At 41.5% G+C, this 23,072-nt stretch carries 20 protein-coding genes; 9 read left to right on the top strand and 11 right to left on the bottom strand.

The window, feature by feature from the left end; all coding sequences use genetic code 11:
- Positions 1-94: 94 nt before the first annotated feature.
- From MHZ92_RS06695 to allW, 3 genes are all read right to left on the bottom strand, one after another.
- Positions 95-1,426: an allantoinase gene (locus MHZ92_RS06695; RefSeq protein ID WP_239430809.1), complete on the bottom strand. Its 1,332-nt coding sequence runs from the start codon at positions 1,424-1,426 to the stop codon at positions 95-97.
- 91 nt (positions 1,427-1,517) lie between these two features.
- Positions 1,518-2,873: an allantoinase AllB gene (gene allB / locus MHZ92_RS06700; RefSeq protein ID WP_239430810.1), complete on the bottom strand. Its 1,356-nt coding sequence runs from the start codon at positions 2,871-2,873 to the stop codon at positions 1,518-1,520.
- Between the two features lie 113 nt (positions 2,874-2,986).
- Entirely contained in the window at positions 2,987-4,444 is a 1,458-nt protein-coding gene (allW, locus tag MHZ92_RS06705) for an allantoin permease (protein ID WP_239430863.1), read from the bottom strand.
- Positions 4,445-5,226: 782 nt separating this feature from the next.
- Here allW and MHZ92_RS06710 point away from each other — a divergent pair.
- A complete protein-coding gene (locus tag MHZ92_RS06710; protein WP_370644639.1) occupies positions 5,227-5,550 on the top strand; it encodes a winged helix-turn-helix transcriptional regulator in 324 nt (107 codons plus the stop codon).
- Between the two features lie 136 nt (positions 5,551-5,686).
- Here MHZ92_RS06710 and allC read toward each other — a convergent pair whose 3' ends face one another.
- A complete protein-coding gene (gene allC / locus MHZ92_RS06715) occupies positions 5,687-6,919 on the bottom strand; it encodes an allantoate deiminase (RefSeq protein WP_370644640.1) in 1,233 nt (410 codons plus the stop codon).
- A 21-nt stretch (positions 6,920-6,940) separates the two neighbouring features.
- Positions 6,941-8,272, bottom strand: a complete 1,332-nt coding sequence (locus MHZ92_RS06720) for an allantoinase (protein WP_239430813.1) — start codon at positions 8,270-8,272, stop codon at positions 6,941-6,943.
- 228 nt (positions 8,273-8,500) lie between these two features.
- Here MHZ92_RS06720 and MHZ92_RS06725 point away from each other — a divergent pair, with 228 nt between their 5' ends.
- A complete protein-coding gene (locus tag MHZ92_RS06725; protein ID WP_239430814.1) occupies positions 8,501-8,884 on the top strand; it encodes a RidA family protein in 384 nt (127 codons plus the stop codon).
- An 82-nt stretch (positions 8,885-8,966) separates the two neighbouring features.
- On the opposite strand, the gene MHZ92_RS06730 is transcribed toward MHZ92_RS06725, so the two are convergent.
- On the bottom strand, positions 8,967-10,241 hold the full coding sequence (locus MHZ92_RS06730; protein WP_239430815.1) for a diguanylate cyclase domain-containing protein: 1,275 nt from the start codon (positions 10,239-10,241) through the stop codon (positions 8,967-8,969).
- 255 nt (positions 10,242-10,496) lie between these two features.
- Between MHZ92_RS06730 and MHZ92_RS06735 the strand changes: the two genes are divergently transcribed.
- The 6 genes from MHZ92_RS06735 (at position 10,497) to cdaS (ending at position 17,094) form a co-directional block, all read left to right on the top strand.
- Entirely contained in the window at positions 10,497-11,480 is a 984-nt protein-coding gene (locus MHZ92_RS06735; RefSeq protein WP_239430816.1) for a ring-cleaving dioxygenase, read from the top strand.
- Positions 11,481-11,497: 17 nt separating this feature from the next.
- On the top strand, positions 11,498-12,091 hold the full coding sequence (locus tag MHZ92_RS06740; RefSeq protein WP_239430864.1) for an NADPH-dependent FMN reductase: 594 nt from the start codon (positions 11,498-11,500) through the stop codon (positions 12,089-12,091).
- 306 nt (positions 12,092-12,397) lie between these two features.
- The gene (gene helD / locus MHZ92_RS06745; RefSeq protein ID WP_239430817.1) at positions 12,398-14,734 is read left to right on the top strand and encodes an RNA polymerase recycling motor HelD; all 2,337 of its coding nucleotides are present in this window, start codon (positions 12,398-12,400) and stop codon (positions 14,732-14,734) included.
- Positions 14,735-14,877: 143 nt separating this feature from the next.
- Positions 14,878-15,609: an ABC transporter ATP-binding protein gene (locus MHZ92_RS06750; protein ID WP_239430818.1), complete on the top strand. Its 732-nt coding sequence runs from the start codon at positions 14,878-14,880 to the stop codon at positions 15,607-15,609.
- Positions 15,606-16,361, top strand: a complete 756-nt coding sequence (locus MHZ92_RS06755; RefSeq protein ID WP_239430819.1) for an ABC transporter permease — start codon at positions 15,606-15,608, stop codon at positions 16,359-16,361. Before MHZ92_RS06750 ends, MHZ92_RS06755 begins: the two co-directional genes overlap by 4 nt.
- 115 nt (positions 16,362-16,476) lie before the next feature.
- Positions 16,477-17,094: a sporulation-specific diadenylate cyclase CdaS gene (cdaS, locus tag MHZ92_RS06760; protein ID WP_239430820.1), complete on the top strand. Its 618-nt coding sequence runs from the start codon at positions 16,477-16,479 to the stop codon at positions 17,092-17,094.
- A 179-nt stretch (positions 17,095-17,273) separates the two neighbouring features.
- On the opposite strand, the gene MHZ92_RS06765 is transcribed toward cdaS, so the two are convergent.
- Together MHZ92_RS06765 and MHZ92_RS06770 are read right to left on the bottom strand one after the other, a co-directional pair.
- Complete coding sequence (locus MHZ92_RS06765; protein WP_239430821.1) at positions 17,274-18,329, bottom strand: LLM class flavin-dependent oxidoreductase; 1,056 nt, start codon at positions 18,327-18,329, stop codon at positions 17,274-17,276.
- A 142-nt stretch (positions 18,330-18,471) separates the two neighbouring features.
- Entirely contained in the window at positions 18,472-19,449 is a 978-nt protein-coding gene (locus MHZ92_RS06770; protein WP_239430822.1) for a DMT family transporter, read from the bottom strand.
- Between the two features lie 137 nt (positions 19,450-19,586).
- On the opposite strand from MHZ92_RS06770, the gene MHZ92_RS06775 reads away from it, so the two are divergent.
- Complete coding sequence (locus MHZ92_RS06775) at positions 19,587-20,465, top strand: LysR family transcriptional regulator (RefSeq protein WP_239430823.1); 879 nt, start codon at positions 19,587-19,589, stop codon at positions 20,463-20,465.
- Positions 20,466-20,523: 58 nt separating this feature from the next.
- Here the strand turns inward: MHZ92_RS06775 and MHZ92_RS06780 are convergent, their stop codons facing one another.
- The 3 genes from MHZ92_RS06780 to MHZ92_RS06790 form a co-directional block, all read right to left on the bottom strand.
- On the bottom strand, positions 20,524-21,669 hold the full coding sequence (locus tag MHZ92_RS06780; RefSeq protein ID WP_239430865.1) for an NADH-dependent flavin oxidoreductase: 1,146 nt from the start codon (positions 21,667-21,669) through the stop codon (positions 20,524-20,526).
- Between the two features lie 43 nt (positions 21,670-21,712).
- Positions 21,713-22,456, bottom strand: coding sequence for an IclR family transcriptional regulator (locus MHZ92_RS06785; protein WP_239430824.1), 744 nt, complete (start codon positions 22,454-22,456; stop codon positions 21,713-21,715).
- A gap of 160 nt (positions 22,457-22,616) precedes the next feature.
- Positions 22,617-23,024 (bottom strand): DoxX family protein, encoded by a 408-nt coding sequence (locus MHZ92_RS06790; protein WP_239430825.1) that lies wholly within the window; start codon positions 23,022-23,024, stop codon positions 22,617-22,619.
- Positions 23,025-23,072 lie beyond the last annotated feature (48 nt).

A 23,072-nucleotide genomic window follows, 5' to 3' on the forward strand; every position in this document is an offset into this window, starting at 1 on the left:
ATTACTTCAGGGATACACAGTTATATCCGGAGGCTTTATCTTCATTCAGCCGGCGCACCTGCTGAATGAAGATAAAAAACATCCCACTAGATTTTCATTTTTTGATCGGTTGACCATTTTCGAAAACTACTTGACCACCGACAATTGTCGTCTTCACTTTCCCTTTAAATGTCATGCCAACATAAGGTGAGTGCTGATGACGGTAATACAAATCTTCCTTCTTCAATTCAAAGCTCTCATTTAGGTCAACAATTGCCAAATCAGCATCATAATTAACCGCAATGTCACCTTTCGTTGATAGCCCGAATAATTTTGCTGGGTTTGTCGCAGTTAATTCAACAATTTTTTCTAATGGAAGATTTCGTTTGAAATGCCCTTCTGTCAACATGATATTCAAAGTTGACTGCGCCCCCGAAATTCCTCCCCAACCTTCAAAAAAGTTGTCTGTAATTGTCTTCATAGATGCCGGCGCCGGTGAATGGTCAGAGGCAATGACGTTAATTTCTCCGTTAGCGACTGCTGCCCATAAGTCTTCCACTTCATCTTGATCTCGTAATGGAGGAGCACATTTCGCCAATGCTTTCTTTTCTTCTAAATCTTTTACTGTCAACGACAAGTAATGCGGGCATGTCTCAACGGTCACATCTACGCCTCTTTGTTTAGCTTCATTAATCACTTGAACTACTTTTCGACTACTTGCATGGACAATATGAAGTTTACATCCTGTTGCTTCTGCATAAGAAATTACTCTTCTTACCGCTTCAATTTCAGAAATAATCGGTCGTGATTCAACGAAATCTCTTGCAGTTGTTTTGCCTTGGCTTTGTTTTTCTTGTGCGAGCTGATCCGTAATAACCGTGCTTTCAGCATGAACAGCTAAAAGTGAACCTAAGGATGCAATCTCTTTCATCCCCTTATAGATTGTTTCATCATCTACATTATTGAAATCAGCGATTCCACTTGGTGACATAAATGCCTTAAATCCGATGACGCCATTTTCGTGAAGATCCTTCAAATCATCAATATTTTCAGGTACAAGCCCACCCCAGAAACGTGGATTTACGATGGACTTTTCATTGGCAGCTGAACTCTTAAGCTCTAAATTGGCTTTATTAATGGTAGGGGGTGTACTATTCAACGGCATATCAAAGAATGTTGTCACGCCGCCAGCTGCTAAGCTTCTGCTTCCTGTCTCCAAACCTTCCCACTCTGTTCTGCCTGGTTCGTTAAAATGAACATGTGTGTCGATTAAACCTGGAAGGATGTGAAGCCCATCTGCATTTATCTCCCGATCCGCTGTTGCCTCTATCGATTTGCCAACAGAAACTTCTATTATTTTTCCATCCTTGATGGCAATGTCTCCTTGTACTGTTGAATCCGCCGTAACAATCGTCCCGTTTTTAATAATTAAATCGTAATTAGCCATGTTTAATTCCTCCAGTTTCGATTTCCTCTTTCCCCTTGGCATTTTTACGATGGCAAGGGGATTGGATGATTAATTTCAGACACCAACCAAATTATTTTGCAGAAATAAGCTTTCCTATTGGGTTTCCTACAATTCCTTTGTCCAAGTCGAAAACAACATTTCCACGAACAATTGTTTTTGTTACACGGCAGTCAATTTGTCTACCTTCATATGCACTGTGTTTATTTTTATAGTAAAGATCTTCTCTTTTCACAACATAGGATTGATTTGGATCCACCAAAATAATATCTGCGTCTTTCGAAACGGCAATTTCGCCTTTATTAGTTAAATTAAAGCGTTCAGCAGGATTCGTTGCGATTAAATCAACAAACTTATGGACTGGTAATCCACGTTGTTTCACAGCCAAATCAAACATCAGATCAACGTTATTTTGGGCACCACTGATCCCGCCCCACGCTTCAAAAATATTGCCTTGCTTCAAATCCTCTGTACATGGCGAATGATCAGATGTTAACCAGTCAATGTTCCCGTTAAGGAGCTCGTCCCATAGTTTCTCTTGATCCTTCGCCTTTCTGAGTGGTGGTTGGCATTTTGCTCTTGGACCAATTTCCTCGACTTGTTCAGCACTCATCGCAAAATAATGAGGACATGATTCAACCGTAACGTCAACGCCCACATCTCGCGCTTTTAGAATTTCTTGAATGGCTTCGGACGTACTAATATGTACGAAATGTAATTTACAGCCAGTCTCTTTCGCAAATAGGATCGCCCGTTGAACAGCATCTACTTCTGTAAAAATCGGACGTGATTCCACATAGTCCATCGCTGTCGTTCTACCTTCTCTTACCATTTCTTCGGCAAGCTTTGAAGTTACCGATGGATTTTCCGCATGGATACATAGCAGTTGATCCAATTCCGCTAGTTTTTGCATGCCTTTATATAATGTATAATCATCCACATTTGTAAAATCGTCTGGAATATCACTCGTTATATCTGACATAAAGGCTTTAAAGGCTAGAACTCCTGCATCCGCTAATTCCTCTAATTTGTCTAAGTTCTCAGGGACAAGACCGCCATAGAAAGCATAATCGACATAGTTTTGATTGCTTGCAGCATCAAGTTTTAAACCTAATGCTTCTTTATTAATCGTTGCTGGCAGTGCGTTTAACGGCATTTCCACATAGCTTGTCGTTCCACCTGCAGCAAGTGCTTTCGATCCTGTTTCAAACCCTTCCCATTCTGTACGGCCTGGTTCGCTGATATGAACATGCGTATCAATCATTCCTGGCATAACATACTGTCCATTTGCTTCAATAACTTCTTTTGCATCTTCAGAAATATGCTCAGCGATGCATGAGATTTTCTCGTTTTTTATGCCAATATCAACTGTACGAACACCATCCCGGAATACAACATTTCCACCTTTAATGAGTAAATCTAATGTCATGAGTAAAACTCCTTTTCGATAAATTAAAATATAGATTCAAGGTCAAAACAGTCCAACCTTTATCATTTCTCGCGAATTTATATACTTCCTATATAAATGGACTCTTAATACTTTTACTTCGCTTTATCCAATTTGTTTTGCATTATAAGTTGAACTCGGTTAGAGCTACGCAATTCCAGCACGCTATAAAGAATAAACGCTGAAATGATACCCACAAACCACGACATATCATAAAGCGGTTTAAAGAATGGGATGAAATTTCCGATTAAGCTCAGCACACCCGCAACTGCCGTTGTTATAAGGGCATTGACGTTGAAGCCATTCCGATAATTGTATTTTCCGTTCTTCGAATACAATTCGCTTAAGTCAAGTTCCATTTTTGACACTACAAAATAGTGAGCGAGCATAACGCCTGTTACGGGAGCAAGTAAGCCACCAACGACATTCAAGAATGTGAAAATACTTGTCGCATTCTCCATCAGCTTCCAAGGCATGACAAGAATTCCAATGACAGCAGCAATCATTGCCCCTGATTTAAACGTTAGTTTTTTCGGGAAGAGTGATGCCAATTGGTAACCAGCAGGGACAATATTTCCTGTCACGTTCACTGATAATGTAGTCAAACTGAGTGTAAGTACAGATATTCCGATTGCAAATGTGCTATCAAATCGAGCCACTACATCGAGTACATTCCAAATGGGTGTACCGAAGGCAATTTCAGACCCAACAATAATCGATATACTTGCAATGGCAAACAATAGATAAGTCACTACTAAACCTATAGTTTGACCAATAGCTTGAGCTTTCGTAGACCGAGCCATTCTTGTGAAGTCAGATACATTGACAATTGGAGCTGCCCAAGCAGCAATTATTGCAGTGACACCTGCTACAAAGACGACGACTGGATTTCCAACGGCTCCTGCACCTGTATAAGCTAAGATTGGACCAATACCTCCAGCCAATTTAATAGCCCAAATTGCCATACCACCAAAAACGATATAAACAAGTGGAGAAAGGATATTCGTAAACTTCCCTAGGAACCCTAGTCCTCCAAAAATTAAAGCTACATTAAATAACCAGAATAGCAGGAATGAAATTAACGCAGGTAATGATAATCCCAATAGGTTCCAATCTCCACCTAACGTTAAATACGTTGGCCAAAGTTTTCCGATAAGAATCGACACAGCTTGACTTCCTGCATACGTTTGAAATCCAAACCACATGATGGCTGCAATAACCCCTCTTAACACTCCTGGAATCATTGCACCTTTTGTACCGTAGGACGAGCGGATCAACATAGCAAAAGGTAAGCCATATTTTGATCCCGCATGTCCGTTAAATACCATAGCGACCGCTAATATTATGGACGCTGCCATAATGACACCGAAAACTTGTCCAACTGACATCCCTAAAGCAAAGAGTCCACCAACGGCAATATAGTTAGGAATGTTATGCACTGAACCCATCCATACTGACGCAAAATTTCCGACGTTCCAACTTTTATCTTCCGGTTTCGTCGGCAGTATATCTTCGTTAAAACCTTCTTTTTTTAATTTTTCTCGATTGATCATCTCCAATCGAAACCTCCTTGATTATGTCAAATTAGCATTTCAATCAATAAACCACCGATTGTGTAGTTATAAGCTTGATCGATCTGCATTTATTTACTGAATCTAAAGATCAATTTCCGATTCAATTTCAATAAGCTAATGTAAAGAATATTTGTACCTGACCTTTAGCAGTAATACATAAAACCTTTCACTCCTTTCTTCCGCAAGTTTAGGTTACTTTTAGTAACAAATGAACTTTACATACACATATTATACCCTTGGTTACTTTTCGTCAACGAAAATGTGTCCAATTTGTTAACTATTGATTTAAACCCATCTACATCAACCTTTTTTAGTAATAAAATAAATAAACCAGCAAAACTAATACTGTTTAAATGGTAACTATTAGTAACAAAGGAATGTTGAGTAAAAGTCAAGATCCTTTATTAATAGGTATTCGTTCGGCTATCGTTCACAGTTCTAGTGGAGCATACTATAGAAAAGGCATATTTCTTGGCATAAAAAAAATGCGAATTGAACGCTCGGCATTCAACTCGCATTGTGACTTATTTGTTTGGATTTCCCTTTCTTATTACTAACTAACTATAAGTAACAAAAGTAATTATTTGGCAACGAACATTTGACCATTTTATGAAAACACATTAATTCCATATACAACAGTAAGAAATTGGGTTATAATAAACAATATAAAAAGATTTATTCTAATTGACTGACATAAATAATTAGTAACTAAAAGTGACAAGATAACAAATAATACTTAGTAAGCAAAGAGGTGGAAAATGATGGAGATAAAACAACCGCAGCAAGAGCCTTTATGCGATAAAGTAGAACATTCTTATCAACTAATCGGCAAGAAATGGGTAGGGCTTATTATCCACTCACTTCTTGATGAACCGAAACGGTTTAGTGAGATCCACGCTTATATTCCTGATTTGAGTAAGCGGGTGCTCAATGAACGCATAAAAGAACTTGAAGAAGACGGGATTATTCTTCGAAATGTCATTTCAGACCGTCCTGTACGAATAGAATATTCCTTAACAAGAAAAGGAAATGAATTAGGGAAAGCCCTTAAATCTGTGGAAGTTTGGGCAGAAAAATGGCTGTAAGCGCACCAAAACAAACCTAAGGGAACTTGTCTCTGTGACAAGATCCCTTAGGTTTGTTTTAATTTAAGTGTTATTAAATATATTTTTATCGGTGAAAAATCGCAATTCACTTGATTCGCTTTGATGCTGCTCCTTTTCATTCACTGTACGCTAAAGCGTACAGTGAATTCATCAATGCTTGAACACCAACAGCCAACTGTTCCGGGCTTGTATATTCCAAAGGATTATGGCTGATTCCCTCCCGGCTTGGTACAAAGATCATCGCTGTTGGGACGACTGGAGCAATAATTTGAGAATCATGGCCCGCGCCGCTATGCATCATTTTGTAATTCAATCCATTTTCTTTCGTCTGCTTCTCAATCGCTTCTACGATTTGTGGATCCATCGGAATCGGATCCTCATCCATCCACATATCGATCGCCGCTTCTACACCCGACGTCCCCGCAATCCTCTTGATGATATTCGTAAGCTCTGTCGTAAATTTTACGAGTACCTCTTTTTCTGTATGGCGAACATCCAATGTGAATAATGCACTCCCAGCGACAACGTTAACAATGCTCGGCTGAACTTCAATTTTTCCTACAGTCGCAACGAGTGGGTCGCCGTATTCGATTGCCTTATTCGTTATATCTTGAATCATATGGCTTGCTGCAACTAGTGCATCCTTACGGTATCCCATCGGCGTAGTGCCTGCATGGTTCGCAACACCTGTTATCTCAATCGTAAAGCGTCTTTGCCCGACTATGCTATGGACAACGCCAATATCTTTTCCTTCATTCTCCAGAACATTTCCTTGTTCGATATGGATTTCCACAAAACCTTTAATATCATTCCGGAACGGTTTTGATTCATCTCGAAAATTAAACCCGGCATCTCTCATTGCTTGTACAAAAGGAACGCCATCGAAATCCTCAATGTCAAGAACTTCCTCCTTCTTTGCAATTCCGACAAAGTTTTTCGAACCCCAGAAAGCATAAGGGAAACGGCTTCCTTCCTCCTCGGCAAACGACACAACTTCCAGATTACGAAGAGGTTGGCCATATTGTTCCTTTAACAGCCGCAGGGCTAATACACCCGACACAATTCCGAATGCACCGTCCAACTTGCCGCCACTTTTAACCGTATCCACATGGGAGCCGGTCAAAATGGTTTCATCTTGATAACGGCTTCCTTCCAGACGTCCATATAGATTTCCGATCTCGTCATAACGAGTGGTCAATCCATCTTCTTGCATTTGTTTTTCTAATGCTTTTTGTGCCTCAATCCACTCTTTTGTATACAGTAACCGCGTAACACCACCTTCGGAATCCTTGCCGAATTCACCAAGCCAGTCTACGAGGTGAGCAATTTGACGTGTTACGTCATTCACATTCATCTGCCCCTTTTGGAGTTATTGTTCTATCGGTTGTCCATTTTCGAATACTACCCTTCCACCAACAATTGTCGTCTTCACTTTCCCTTTGAATGTCATATCGACGTAAGGCGAATGCTGGTGATGATAAAACAAGTCTTCCTTCTTCAGTTCAAAGCTTTCATTCAAGTTAACAATTGTCAAATCGGCATCATAATCGACTGCAATCGTCCCTTTTGTTGTCAGTCCGAATATTTTAGCTGGATTTGTCGCAGTCAATTCAACAATTTTCTCCAACGGGATATTCCGTTTAAAATGGCCTTCCGTCAGAAGAACATTCAACATGGACTGGGCTCCCGAAATCCCTCCCCATCCTTCAAAAATATTATCTGAAATAACTTTCATCGATGCCGGTGCAGGAGAATGGTCAGAGCCAATCGTGTCGATTTCTCCTTTTGCGACCGCTGTCCATAAGTCATCCACTTCCTCTTGGTCCCGCAATGGCGGTGCGCATTTTGCAATGACTCCTTGTTCTTCTAAATCTGTTACTGTCAATGACAAATAATGCGGGCATGTCTCGACCGTAATATCAACGCCTCTTTTTTTCGCATCCGTTATCACGTCCACGACTTTCCGGCTGCTCGCGTGTACGATATGAAGTTTACAGCCCGTCAATTCTGCATAGGAGAGCACTCTTCGGACGGCTTCTATCTCTGAAATGATCGGCCGCGAGTCGACATAGTCTCTTGCCGTTACTTTCCCTTGACCGATTCTTTCTTCCGCAAGCAGTTCACACATTACCGTACTTTCAGCGTGAACGGCTAAGAGAGAACCTAAGGAAGCAATTTCTTTCATTCCTTTATAGATTGATTCGTCATCAACGTTATTGAAATCATCAATTCCACTTGGAGACATGAATGCCTTGAATCCGATAACGCCATTTTCGTGTAGATCTTTTAAATCATTTAGATTTTCAGGTACAAGTCCGCCCCAGAAATATGGATTTACAATGGACTTCTCCTCTGCCAATCTACGTTTTGTTTCTAAATTGGCTTTATTAATTGTAGGAGGCGTACTATTCAGCGGCATATCAAAAAATGATGTCGCCCCGCCGGCAGCTAAACTTCTGCTACCTGTCTCCAACCCTTCCCACTCTGTTCGACCCGGTTCGTTAAAATGAACATGCGAGTCGATTACCCCAGGAAAAATATGAAGCCCTTCCGCATTTATTTCTTGAGTTGCCGTTGCCTCTATTGGTTTGCCAACAGAGACGTCCATTATTTTTCCATTCTTTACAGCAATATCTCCTTGAACCGTTGAATCTGCTGTAACAATTATGCCGTTTTTAATGAGTAAATCGTAATGAGCCACAATGATCCCTCCAATATTCTATATCCACTACTCCGTTGCGTAACGCGAGCAGAAAATGCCTAACTACTTTTTAGTATGTACATTATCTTGTTCTATATCCGAATAGCTCAAATGCAAACATACAATTTAACAAATACATCCATATATATGATAAAAATACTCAATTTCTATACAATTTGTATGTTGTGAGCTATGATGAAATATCAGTACATAAAGGAGGAATAATCAATGGCAAGAAAAGCATACGAAGTAAAAGGTGCAACAGCATCAGGCCCATATTCGGCTGCGGTAGACGCTGGCGAGTTAGTTTATTTCTCAGGACAAACCGCAATGAACGCCGTTTCTGCTGAAAATGTGACAGGTGACATCGGCGCACAAACGGAGCTTTGCTTTGAATCTTTATTCGAGGCACTCGAAGCAGCAGATCTCACACCTGATGATGTTGTCAAAGTAAATGTATATCTAACCGATATGAATAATTTTTCCGCCATGAACGAGGTCTATGCAACAAAGTTCGCCAAACCTTATCCTGCGAGGACATGTGTAGCCGTATTGGCTCTGCCGCTTGGAGCAGAAGTGGAAATCGAAATGATTGCAAAACGTCCAAACTAAGGTGAACCACGCCTTACGAATACGATAAAAGGTGTCCGGAAAGTGAGTAACAACCACTTTCCGAGACACCTTTTTACTTTAATCATTCACTGAAAAACTCATAATGATTTCGTTTTTCTTTTGCCTTATAGAGCGCTTGATCCGCATTCTGAATTAACGTTGATGCGTCAATTCCGTCAGTAGGATAGATAGCGACTCCGATGCTAGATGTTGCACGGATGACATTGTCTTTGACCATATAAGGGTCACCAAAATTGGCAAGCATCCTTTTGATAGTCATCTCTGCTTTTTCTTTTTTGATGTCTTTTACTAAAACGAGAAACTCGTCCCCACCGACTCGGCCAACTACATCGCCATTACGAACATTTCCCTTCAATCTCTTCGCGAACTGAATGAGCAGTTCGTCTCCGACACCATGGCCAAGCGAGTCATTAACGTCCTTGAACTTGTCCAAATCGATATACATAACAGCAAGCATCTCATCCGACTCCTGCGCTTGCTCAATTGCTCGATCCAATGTTTCTAAAAAAGAATTTCGATTGGCAACGCCCGTCATCGGATCATTCGTCGCCATGTAGGTCAGCTGCTCTTCATAATATTTCCGAACAGTTATGTCTCGAAGAATTGCTTGGATGACCGTTTCCCCTTCATGTCGAACTGGAATCGCAATGATTTCCACCCATATTGTTGTTCCATCAAAGCGCACAAGTTTCTCAACCATTGGCTCTGACTTCAACTCGTGAAAAACTGCCTTTACGTCTTTTTTATCATCGTCTTTCGGTTCGATGAAATCAATAAGGGACTTTCCGATAATTTGTTGGAGGGATTCGGCACCCAAAAGTTTAATGGCTGCTGGATTGGCAAAGGATAACTTATCATCACTTTGAACGACAATTGCGTCCGGAGAATACTCCACTAACGTTCGGTAACAATTTTCCGCAATTCCAAGTCTATGTTTAATGTCCTTTTCTTCCGTAATATCCTTATACATGGCTACTGCTAAAATATCGTTTCTATTAATTGCACGGTAAGACGCTAAGACATCTTTTACTGTGCCATCTTTATGTTTTCTTTTCGTTTCGAAATTCGCAATGTTTTTTCCGCTTCTCAATACATCAAGTTGCTGTTGATGTTTTTCAACCGTGATATCTTCGGTGAAAAAAGGAGGTCTTGGATAATCTTCAATCTCCTCCAACCGCCAACCTAACATTTCAGTTAACGCTGGATTCGCTTGAATGACTGCACCATTATTGCGCATAATGAAAATAGCATCATTTGTGTTTTCCCATATCAATTTGTACTCATCCAACGTCGGTTGCAGTTCTCCATCTCCTCGTCCATTCGTAGACTTCGTCAATTCCCACCTCTCCTTAATAGAAAAATATGATGTTAATAACATCTTTAATTCAAGGCAAATTTAACTGTTTGCCTGCTGATTGTCAAGCTTTTGGAAAACAATTCTACTTAAATGAAGACGAAACGGTTGACGCAATAAATTATGCGTGTTATTATTGTCTCGAATTAAAGATAACTTAATTCAAACTATATGGAAACAAACAAAAAATTTTGACTATACATCTTGAAACCGAGATAACGAAAGGAGACGAACAAAGTGAACGAATTAAAAGGGATCCACCACGTCACAGCGATTACAAGTAGTGCGGAAAAGATCTATGACTTCTTCACGTATACATTAGGTTTACGCTTAGTGAAGAAAACAGTGAACCAAGACGACATTCAAACGTACCATCTGTTTTTCGCTGATGATGCGGGCAACCCAGGTACGGATATGACATTTTTTGATTTCCCTGGAATTCAAAAAGGAGTGCACGGGACAAACGAGATTTCTAAAACCTCTTTCCGTGTGCCAAGTGATGCGGCGCTGGAGTATTGGGTAAAACGTTTTGATAAATTCAACGTGAAACATAAAGGCGTCCAAGAGCAATTCGGTAAAAAGATTTTACCGTTTGCCGACTTTGACGACCAACAGTATCAACTTATTTCCGATGAGTTGAATAAAGGCGTTGAATCAGGGACTCCTTGGCAAAAAGGACCGATTCCTTTGGAGTTTGCCATTACAGGACTCGGCCCGATCCATATTCGCACTTCCTTCTTCGATCATGTGAAGGATATTTTAGAAAGCATCTTTATGATGAGGGAAGTTGCACAAGAAGAATCATTTCATTTATTTGAAATGGGCGAAGGCGGCAACGGTGCTCAAGCAGTTGTTGAATATAACACCGTTCTTCCGCAAGCACGTCAAGGCTTCGGCACAGTCCATCATACAGCTTTCCGTGTTGAAGATCGTGCAGAAATTGATGCATGGCAAAAACGTTTGCAAGGCTTCCGTTTGCCAAACTCAGGCTTTGTAGAACGTTATTACTTCGGCTCTTTGTATACTAGAATCGCACCATCCATTCTATTTGAATTGGCTACGGACGGCCCTGGATTCATGGGAGACGAACCGTATGAAACTCTTGGTGAAAAATTGTCGTTGCCACCGTACTTTGAAGGCAAACGTGATACAATCGAAGGGCTCGTACGACCAATCGACACAGTTCGAAGCAATAAAAACTTTGAAAAAGAATACTTGTAAGGAAGGGAATTTTGAAAATGGGACTATTCGACAAATTATTTGGATCTAAACAACAGGAGGAAAAACCAATGACAAAACTAAACATCGGTATTATTTTAGGATCAACTCGTGATGGACGTGTGAGCCCACAAGTTGGTGCTTGGGTAAAAGAATTGGCAGACAAACGCGGAGACGCTAACTATACAGTGATCGACATTGCAGATTACAAATTGCCATTGCTAGGCGAGCCAGGAAGCGACGCTTCAGGGGCAGCAGCATGGTCTGAAATCATTGGCAAACAAGACGGTTTCGTATTCATCGTTCAAGAATACAACCACTCCATTACGGGAGCTCTTAAAAACGCTCTAGACTTCCTACGTGAAGAATGGAACAACAAAGCAGCAGGTATCGTATCATACGGTTCAGTAGGCGGCGCTCGTGCAGCAGAACATCTACGCGGTATCCTAGGTGAACTATCTGTAGCGGACGTTCGTGTACACCCTGCTCTATCCCTATTCACTGACTTTGAAAACGGTACAGATTTCAAACCAGCTGAAGTTCAAGCTAATTCTGTAAACCAAATGCTTGACCAAGTGATCCCTTGGGCAACAGCTTTGAAAACAATTCGATAATCAATTTGAGTAATCATTCCTTGCTGGACAGCAAGTAGAATGGTTACTCTTTTTTATTTTCTACTACACTTACAACGTATCCCTCCCCTTTTTCCGCATAAAAAAACCCGCCCCCCAAATAGGAACGAGTTTGCGCTTCAAATTATAGAATTTCAGTTCGCCCATTGAACAAAACGAGATCTTATGGTAAGTTTATAAGGATAGACTCTGTATAATTAAATGAATATATTATCCCTATTTTAATTATACAACACAATCTATTCGTCAGTCAACCCTTTTACTCATTTTTTTTAAGGAGTGTGTTCTATGAAATCAACTTTTCAGCAGGAGCAGGAGCGAGTGGACAGTGTAGTGGAAGTCATTACGGAACGGATTCGCAAATTGGAGGACGATACGACCCGGCAACGGAATGAAGTAGTCAATATCCGTAAGCATTTTTGGGATGAAGTCAAAGTGAATGTCGATTCGTTTGACGACTATCTGGAAACGATCATCGGCTTGAGACAAGAAGCGCAAGCGCTTGCCGTCAGTCAAAGCACGCACCGGCATGCATCCAAAAGATTATCTACACTGCGACGAATGAAACAAGTTCCTTATTTTGGACGAATTGATTTCATTGAAGAAGGTTCTTCAACTGAAGAGCAAATCTATATCGGAATATCCACACTAACTGACGACAGTGGGGAAGATTTTTTGATCTATGATTGGAGAGCGCCGATTTCAAGTGTCTACTATGATTATCAGCCAGGCGATGCTTCTTATGTAACTCCCGGGGGATTAATTCGAGGGAAGTTGGAGAAGAAGTGGCAGTATTTGATTCGCGGCGGTGTTCTTCAATCGATGTTCGATACGAGCGTCACAATTGGTGACGAGATTTTACAAATTGTATTAGGCAAAGGCACCGACAAACATATGCATAGTATCGTGGCAACGATTCAGCAAGATCAAAACCGGATTATACGCCACGACCAAGGAAAGCTTCTCATCGTTCACGGCGCTGCCGGTAGTGGTAAAACATCAGCTGCCTTACAACGAATCGCTTATTTGCTATATAAATACCGGGAAAGCCTCAATGCCGACCAAATTATTTTATTCTCACCAAATACGCTGTTCAACAGTTACGTGTCCAATGTACTTCCTGAACTCGGTGAAGAGAATATGCAGCAGGTAACTTTCCAAGAGTACTTGAATCATCGGTTAAGCAAGGACTATCAAGTTGAAAATCCTTACGACCAATTGGAGTATGTCTTAACAGCAGAGAATACCCCTTCCTATCAAGCAAGAGTAGCAAGCATCCGTTTCAAAGCGTCGCCAATTTTCTTCGAAGCGATTGAATCCTATCGAAAGGCGTTAGAGATTTCCGGGATGCAATTTAAAGACTTGATCTTTAGAGGGAAGCCGATTGTGTCTGCTAAGCAAATAGAGAATAGGTTTTACAATAGCGATACATCACTCCGCTTTCATAACCGACTTGAAAAGTTGAAGGAATGGCTCGAGAAGAAAGTCAACGGGTCCTTACAAAATGAATGGATGAAGCCGTGGGTGGAGGAGAAAATCGAGCTGCTAAGCGACGAGGAGTATCATAGGGCGCATAGGTACTTAGCAAAAAAGCATGGTTTTAAAAGAGGCGCAGCCGCTGATTATGAGATGGACCCTAAAGAACTTGCCCATTTGATTGTTCAACAAAGCTCAAAGTCGCTGCGCAATCAAGTTCAGGCATTTGAATTCATCGACATGAATGGGATCTATAAGCAACTTTTCGTTGACCCTTTGCAAATCAAACAGTGGATTGACGAGGACACACCAGCCGAATGGCCCGCTATATGCCAAGCAACGCTAAACATGTTAGAGGAAAACCAATTGTTTTATGAAGACGCGACACCATTTTTACTGTTGAATGAACTCATTCGAGGCTTTCAGGCGAACCGTACCATTAAGCATGTTGTTGTTGATGAGGCGCAAGATTATTCAGCTTTCCAATTTGAGTTTTTGCGACGATTGTTTCCGTCCGCGAAGATGACTGTGCTAGGTGATTTTAATCAAGCGATATTCGCACATGCAAGCGAAACGGTTGATTTCCACACACTTACGAATCTTTACGGCCCTGACGAAACAGAAATGATTAACCTGGCAAGAAGCTACCGATCTACAAAGCCAATCATCGAATTCACAAGAAAGTTAGTCCCTAACGGCGCGCAGATCATCCCCTTTGAACGCGAAGGCGAGCAACCGGTGCTGAAGGAAGTAGCGGATCATTCAGAGTTGCACCACTGCATCGCCGCCAAGGTCGCGGAGCTGAAAAGTTCCGGCTACAACACCATTGCGATCATCTGCAAATCAGCAGAGGAAAGCCGACGTGCATTTGAAGCACTGTCTATGATGGATGACATCAAGCTGCTGAGAACCGGCTCAATGGAATATGAACAAGGGGTTGTTGTTGTCCCGGCGTATTTGGCAAAAGGCATCGAATTTGATGCCGTCGTTATTTATGATGCATCGGAGCAAGTATACGGCGACGAGAGCTTGCGCAGAATTTTCTACACCGCATGTACAAGAGCCATGCATCATCTACAATTGTACAGCGTCGGGGAACCGACTTCCCTGTTGCAAACGGTTCCGCAGGATTGTTTCATCTTAACTTAACTAAAGTGCGGTTATCCTTTCATATCGACCTCTGTCCTTATATCGGCCGTAGAGACATTAACTGCCGATATGAGGACAATTTACTTACCATATCGAAAAATCAAGTATAATTTTCTAGTGAATACAAACTAGGAGCGGATTATATGGCAAATTTAGATGAACCTGCCCTTCAGTTTCGAAACGTTGATTATAGCATTAATGGCGTTCCGATTTTAAAAGGCATTACAGGTTCTTTTCCAAAGGGAGCGATTACAACTCTTGTCGGACCTTCCGGAGCCGGAAAGTCGACATTACTTAAACTATGCAATGGCTTGATAAGTCCCACTTCAGGAGACATATTTATTGATGCTAAACATATTTCTACATACGATCCTATAGCACTGCGCCGCCATGTCGGAATTGCCTTACAAAGCGCTCCAATGGTGAAAGGTACTGTTTTTCAAAACCTGGCACTACCTTTTGAACTTCAAGGCAGAGAGCTTTCCGAGCAAGATGCCATTGAAATTTTGGAAGATGTCGGTTTAGGAAGAGATGTATTACATAGAAAGACGGACGGATTATCAGGGGGGCAGCGACAAAAAGTATCAATAGCCCGCACATTGCTGAACCGGTCGGAAATCTTATTGTTGGATGAAATCACTTCCGCTCTAGATAGGAATTCGTTGCATGAAATCGAGCAATTGATCGTCAACATCAACCGTAAATACGGTTCGACAATCGTATGGATTACCCATAATTTGGAACAAGCTATTTCGATCGGTAATTTCACATGGGTGCTAATTGACGGTAAAGTTATGGAAACTGGAGACAGTGACTTATTAAAATCACCGACTAATGAATTGGTGAAGCAATTTGTACAGGGGGATTATCGATGAGTTACACAACTTTGGCCATCGCCCTCATTTTTATCGCAATCCCGTTGCTGTTATCAAGAACACTTCGCCTCGGGTTGGAAAAAGATACAATTATCGCGACAATCCGTTCCATTCTGCAATTGCTTGCAGTTGGCTATATACTGAAGTTCGTTTTTGACTCGGATAATGTAGCATACATCATGATAATGGTGACATTAATGATTGGAGCTGCGACGCAAAATGTGCGTAAAAAAGGGAAGACGATTAACGGAATAACGTGGAAAGTCGCTGTAACATTGTTGGCTGTCGAACTGTTGACGCAAAGCATTTTACTAGGCTTCGGAATTGTACCACCGACCGCACAATATGTCATTTCCATCAGTGGCATGATTATTGGAAATTCCATGGTGCTTTCAATTCTATTCCTTAATCGATTTACGGCGGAAGTTGATGCGCATCGTGATGAAACGGAATTGATCCTTTCACTCGGCGGCACACCGAAACAAGCGATTCATAGACAACTGATTCAATCGATTAAAGCAAGCATGATTCCAACTATCGAGAGCCAAAAAACAATCGGTCTTGTGCAATTGCCTGGTATGATGAGTGGACAAATCATCGCCGGTGCCGATCCGATACAAGCCGTCCAATTCCAACTGTTGATCATCTTCCTGTTGCTAACGACAGCCGCAGTGACGAGCATCCTACTCGGTTTTCTATCGTATCGAAGCCTATTCAATCAACGTATGCAGCTTCTTCAAGAAAAACAATAATTACAGTGTCGTGGAGCCGACTCTGTTTCTAAAGCATTAGCTTGTTCGTGATTAAATGTTGTTCGCATGGATAAACTTCGGATACAACAGATCGCAGAAGCGGGAGGTGTCTTTTTTGGAGGAAATAAATTGTGATTTCTCACCGATGAAGCAAATACTAATAGATGACATTCACCAACTTATTTCAAAATTGCAGGGCAATGCGGAGGCTATTAATGATGATAACAATTGTCTCCTCGGGAAATTCGAAAAGATCAAAGAAGACTTTCTGGCGATAGAAATGAAAGCCGCCACTTTTTATTTAAATTGTTATCTGTCTCCGTTTACCGATAAATATCCGGAACTGTCCGTGTGTGTGCAAAATATGTCGAGGTTGCGACATGGCGGGTTAATTGTCATCCAACGGGAAGATCCACTTGATTCTTTGGTGAATCCTGGTATTCCGATAGGAGCCGAGTTGACGCATACGTTGCTCGAATCCATCTTCTTCCCGGGAAGTCCACTTCATGACGGTGCTGTCATGGTGCATCAAAACCGTATTATATCCGCAACGAATGTCCTTCCGTTATCAGGCAGATTTGCAGGTGATCGCAAACTGGGGACACGGCATCGTGCCGCATTAGGACTAACTGAACAAAGTGATGCCCTTGTCCTCGTCGTATCTGAGGAAACAGGAAGAGTTTCATTTGCATTTAAAGGAGAACTTTATCCGGTTATGAGCCGAGTTGGATGACAGATTAGGCGGTTTCAATTGCAAGAAAGACCCGTACTCTGTTTCCATGGAGATACGGGTCTTTTTCAATAATGATAGAGCTGCTCTGAGCGCGGAATCGCTCACTTTGGGCGCGGCACCACTCGCTTTGGGCGCGGAACCACTCACTTTGGGCGCAGCATACTTGCGGCAAACCAAATTTATTTCTTCGTCGCTTTCCTTACGACAGGTGCGATTTCTGTCGCTAGTAATTCAATGCTTTTCGCTATCTTTTCAAACGGCACACCGCCGATGTCGATCTGCGCCATGAAGCGGTGGTGGCCAAACAGTTCATATTGTTGAAGGATTTTCTCGACAATTTGCTCTGGGCTTCCTACAAACAAGGCAGATTCAGGAGATGTCATATAATCGAAATCCGCTCGTGACATCTTTGTCCCGAACATTCCTCGTTGACGGTTCACGTATGCCCAGTACTCCGAATAATGAGGATAAAACTCGTCTTTCGCTCGTTCGGTCGTCGTGGAAAAATAAGCATGCCCGTTAACGCTAATTTTCAAGTCTTCCGGAGAATGTCCGGACTCGATGCCTGCTTGTCGATAAAGGTCGACCAATGGTTTAAATCGCTTCGGGTCGCCACCGAGTAGTGCAATTGCCATCCCTACTCCAAATCGTCCTGCGCGGACTGCACTATTTGGCGTTCCCCCGACACCGACCCAAGTAGGAATCCCCTTTTGAATGGGGCGAGGAGCAATTTCGGCATTTCGTAAAGGCGATCGAAAACGACCTTCCCACGTAATTCTATCATTTTCATTCAGCTGTAAAAATAAATCGAGATTTTCTTCAAAAAGTGCGTCATAATCGTTTGTATCATAACCGAATAATGGAAAGGACTCGATAAACGCCCCACGGCCAGCAATCATTTCAGCACGCCCACCCGAAATGACATCTACTGTCGCAAAATCTTCAAAGAGGCGAACAGGATCCACTGTACTCAAGACCGTAGTTGCACTCATTAATCTAATCCGCTTCGTCACCGTCGCAATCGCAGACAGAACAACAGCAGGAGAAGTCGTTGCATAATCCAAACGGTGATGTTCCCCGACTCCGAAAACGTCTAATCCAGCCTCATCCGCAAGTTTGGCCATTTCTATAATTTCATTTATCCTCTGTTCAGCAGTCTGGCCTTGATCTACAGCTAGATCTCCAAGCGTGAAAAGGCCAATTTCAATTCCCGTGTTTTCCTCTTGATTTGTCATGAAATTTCTCTCCCTTATTTGAATGACGATGTTACTATCAATCATAGTAAAATTGTTAGTTAGTTACTTTATGTAAGTAAATATAATACAGTACCTCTCAATAGTCAAATAAAAAACGACTTCGTCGATGAAGTCGTTTTTTTCATGATGGCAATTCCTGCAATCTTTCTTCGTACTCTTCTTTCGGCTCTGTCCTTCTTTGCTGCAGCCTGAGAAAAATATTGTTGGAAAACAAAGATACGATTATGAAAATGGTTCCGATATAATCATAAGCGGTGACACCTGCACCTTGAATAATTTGAATGACTAACGTCGTCACTGGAACAAGATTAAGGAAAAGCAGTCCATTTAACGGTGTGATGACACTTACACCATAATTCCATCCGACCAAAGCAATGACACCAGGGAAAATAACCATGAAAGCGATATGAGGGCTCGTAATGATCATCGTTTCAACGGTCGGAAAAGAGACGTATCCTGTAAGAGTTGCAACGACCACGGCAACAGTTGCAGTAGCCGTTCCAAGCAAACAACTTAACGTGGAATAACGCAATGCAGACCAGCCATCTTTACTAAATTGGCCTCCGCCCATCGTGTAGACGACCCACCCAATAACTGCGATAAAAATTAATAGAGATGGGATAATGTCATCTGTCGCTGTGAAGAAGGCGCCAATATCACCTTTTGTCACGACTAACATTGCACCGATAAATCCTAGAAACACACAAAATAGCGTAAAAGCATGAGGTCGTTGGCGTATGAGAATCCATGCAATGATAATAGAAATCATTGGCATCAACGATTCCATAATGGAAGCAATCATTGTCCCCGGACTCCCCAATAAGTCTTGTCCCCAGAAAATGAGCAAGTTATAAACTGCAAAGGCCATCGTACCGAAAAACCAAAGCTGCCAACCTTTCCCTTCGAAGCGAAAAGCTTGTTTACCTTCCTTCCATAACAGCCAGACAAGTAAAATGATCGTCACAGAGACATAACGGAAAATCGTAAAATAAAACGGATCGATATGATGAAACGCATGATTTGCTACAGGGAACATGGCCCCCCACGATACTGCCGAAATCAAACATAAAAAAGCAGCAACTAAAACTCTGTTCTTCAATCTAAGATGTCTCCTTCAACTGTCTTCTATAGATTCATTTAATCATAGATTCGATATCACTAATAATGAATAATATTGATGATTGCTATCTCGTTTAGTGATACCATAAAGGAAGTATGTTGAAAGGGGGTAATCAGATGGAGTTTAAAGACTTGGAAATTTTTCAAATGGTGGCTGAAAAAGGGACGATTACGGATTCGGCCAAAGAGTTAAATTACGTCCAATCCAATATTACTTCAAGGATCCAGAAGCTTGAGGCAGAATTGAATACGCCTCTTTTTAACCGTCATAACCGCGGAATGACGCTAACCCCTGAAGGAAAAAAACTACTTGTCTATTCCGAGAAAATACTTTCTCTAACAAACGAAATGAAAAAAGTCGTGCAAAGTAAATCAGAACCGGCTGGCAAGCTTGAAATTGGAACTGTCGAAACGGTCATTAAATTACCGGTTATCTTATCTTCCTACAATAAGAAGTATAGAAATGTAGATTTATCACTTCTGACAGGTGTTACGGAACAACTTCGAAATGATGTATTAAATCACCGTTTGGACGGCGCTTTTGTAACAGAAATCGACCAGCATCCCGAGCTGGTCTCCCACGATGTCTTTCAGGAAGAACTTGTCTTACTATCAGACAATACGAAAACATCAATAGAACAGCTTCTAGAAGAACCGATTCTTTGCTTTAGCGAAGGATGCGGCTACCGGGCAAGACTTAAAGCATGGTATATGGATCAAAACATAACTGCACAAAGAGTGATGGAGTTCGGGACATTAGAAACTATATTGGGAAGTGTTACAATGGGGCTTGGCATTACATATGTTCCAAAGTCGGCAGTTTCCCATTTAGTAGAAAAAGGCCTTGTCTACTGTCATTCCTTGCCTGAAAAATATAGTAAGATCAATACCGTATTCATTCGAAGAAAAGATGCCTACTTAACCTCAACGCTCGAAAAGTTTATCGAAACATTTAAAGAGGTCGATAGCGAATCAGCTTATCCGCTAGCGTACTAACGATGCTACTAAGTAAAATTGTCCTCAGCCATTTCTCAGACTGAGGACAATTTTTCTTTTATTTCTTTTCAACCGGGAACCAACCTTCTACACTCATCATAAGTTCCCAAAGCGGATCTGGTACTTGTAGACGGGCCTGATCATTTGGATTAACTGTCGTTTTGATGTCATTTTCTCTTCCCTGCTTCACTTTCTCAACCCATTCAGGTTCAACGATAAGCTCTCGACCTAAGGCAATAAGAGGAATACCCGTTTGCTCGAGTGCTTGAACCGCTTCGTCCGGCGTATGGATAGAGCCTACTCCGATAATCGGAACTCGATTTCCGACATGTTCTGCAATAAGTTCCATTCGTGATCGCTTGCTGTCAACGCCACGGCGAGGTTTTGACCAAAAATCAGTGACTCCCATATGAATATAATCTAATTTCGCCTCTACTAACGCATCAAGTAGAGCAAACGTCTCAGTCATTGTAATTCCTGGCGTTTCCGGCTCTTCAGGAGTAAGACGGTAACCAATGATAAATGGCTGTTTTGCATGCTCTGCAATGACTCTTTTCGTTTCTTCTATGACTGCTAGAGGAAAAGTAAGTCTTTTTTCAAGGCTGCCTCCCCAACGATCTGTCCGTATATTGGAATGAGGTGAGAAGAACTGTTGGAGTATATACCCAGTTGCACCGTGCAATTCGACACCATCAAATCCAGCTTCAATCGCACGTCGAGTTGCTTCGCCAAAATCCTTGATTAATTCAACAACTTCTTCATCACTCAAACTACGTGGCGTCTTATCGATGCTGTAAAAACCACGATCTAGGCGAGGTGCGACACTACTTGCACTGAGCGTTTCCCCATTCGGAATCAAATGTGGTACTGCCAACCTTCCACCATGATAAAGTTGCAATACAGCTTTCGCACCTTTTTCCTTTATCGAAGAAGCGACACTTCTCAAACTGGGAATCATCGAATCTCGATCTGCTGCGAACTGCCCCTCGAACCCTTTTCCACTTGCTTGTACGTATGCACATGCTGTAATGACCATACCAGGTCCATTCGAACGGGCCGCATAGTAGTTCAACTCTGCATCAGAAGCGGTATCATCCGAATTCGCTGAAAACGTAGTCATCGGTGCCATAACTATTCGATTTTTTAATTGAACGCCATTTTTTAGCGTAAATGGTTCAAATAATGGTTTGTATATCTCTTTCATCGTTGATTTCATTCTCCTTCATTTAGCGAAAAATACTGCGTTCTTAATACCGGATACCAATTTCCTTCGTTATCTCTTTACTGACTGCCAGTACCTTATTCGTCAATCCTCGTAGGATTCTCTTTTTCATTTTGTCGACGGGTCCTGCTATAGCAACTGCCGCAACTACACGATCTTCATGGAAGACTGGTGCGGCAATACAACGAACCCCGGTAAATCGCTCTTCATCATCAATGGCAAACCCTTGTTGTTTGATCACGTCCAAGTGGTGTGCAAACATTTCTAAATCAACAAATGTATTGTCTGTAGCTTGATGAAATGGAAGAAGTGAAAATACCTCTTGTTGTTCAGTCGGTCGTAAGTTCGCCAGTATCACTTTCCCCAATGCACTAAGATGGGATGGAGAACGATCCCCTATCTCGGGATGGTGCGGTTCTGTAAAGGGTGGTTTGATCATTTGCTTCATCACCACGTCAGTTCCTTCTAGCACCCCGATATAGACTCCTTCTGCTTCACTTACGCCCAATTGGTAAGGAGTTTGTAACTCCGTCCAATCAATGGATTTTTTACTTCCAGCCACTTGAAACTTTTTATCATTCCAGACAAAATAATTGTCTTTTTTCGTAATATAATTCATACTTTCCAACGTGCTAAGCAGCCGAAATGCCGTTGTTTTATTTAGATTCAAGGCCTTTGAAATTTCTGTGAGTGTCAGAAATTTTCCCTCTTGCAGAAGATCTAATATTTGAAGCCCCTTTTTTAATGTCGAAACTTCATATTTACTCATCCGTTTCACCTCGTCTCTGAATTCACCTTAAGATACCCTCTATTCAGATACAACTACTCAGCATTTCATTTCACTATTTGAAACAACTATGTTTCTAAGTATAGAAAAGCCTAATTTCTCAACAATATCAGTGAGAAATTAGGCTGTTTTCTTTCAACTATTATTTAGCTTCATCAGATCCGAAAAGCTTATTATCTAATGAAAGCAATTGGCTTCCACTAATTACGAGAACAGCCGCCATTGCTAACAAAGCTACATCCAATTCATACCCCGCAGCTACTTCTCCGATGAAACCTAAAGACAATTTGGATGTAAAGATTGCTCCAACCATTACGATACCAATCAAAGCAGAGACGATTCTCGTTCCGAGTCCAATAATTAATGCAATTCCACCAAGAAGTTCTATGAAAGAAACTACATAACCTAAGAAGCCTAAAATACCTATGCTTTCGAACCAACCTGCTACATTGCCAAGACCCATTTGCAATTTAGCAATCCCATGGATTAAGAAAGTTACCCCTAACACGACTCGCAAAATCAACAAACCTAATTCATATTTTTTTACCATGATTCATTCTCTCCTGTCTAAGATGTTAAATAATTTCCTGTTTTGTCC

This window comes from Sporosarcina sp. ACRSL (assembly GCF_022346605.1).
GTDB lineage: Bacteria > Bacillota > Bacilli > Bacillales_A > Planococcaceae > Sporosarcina.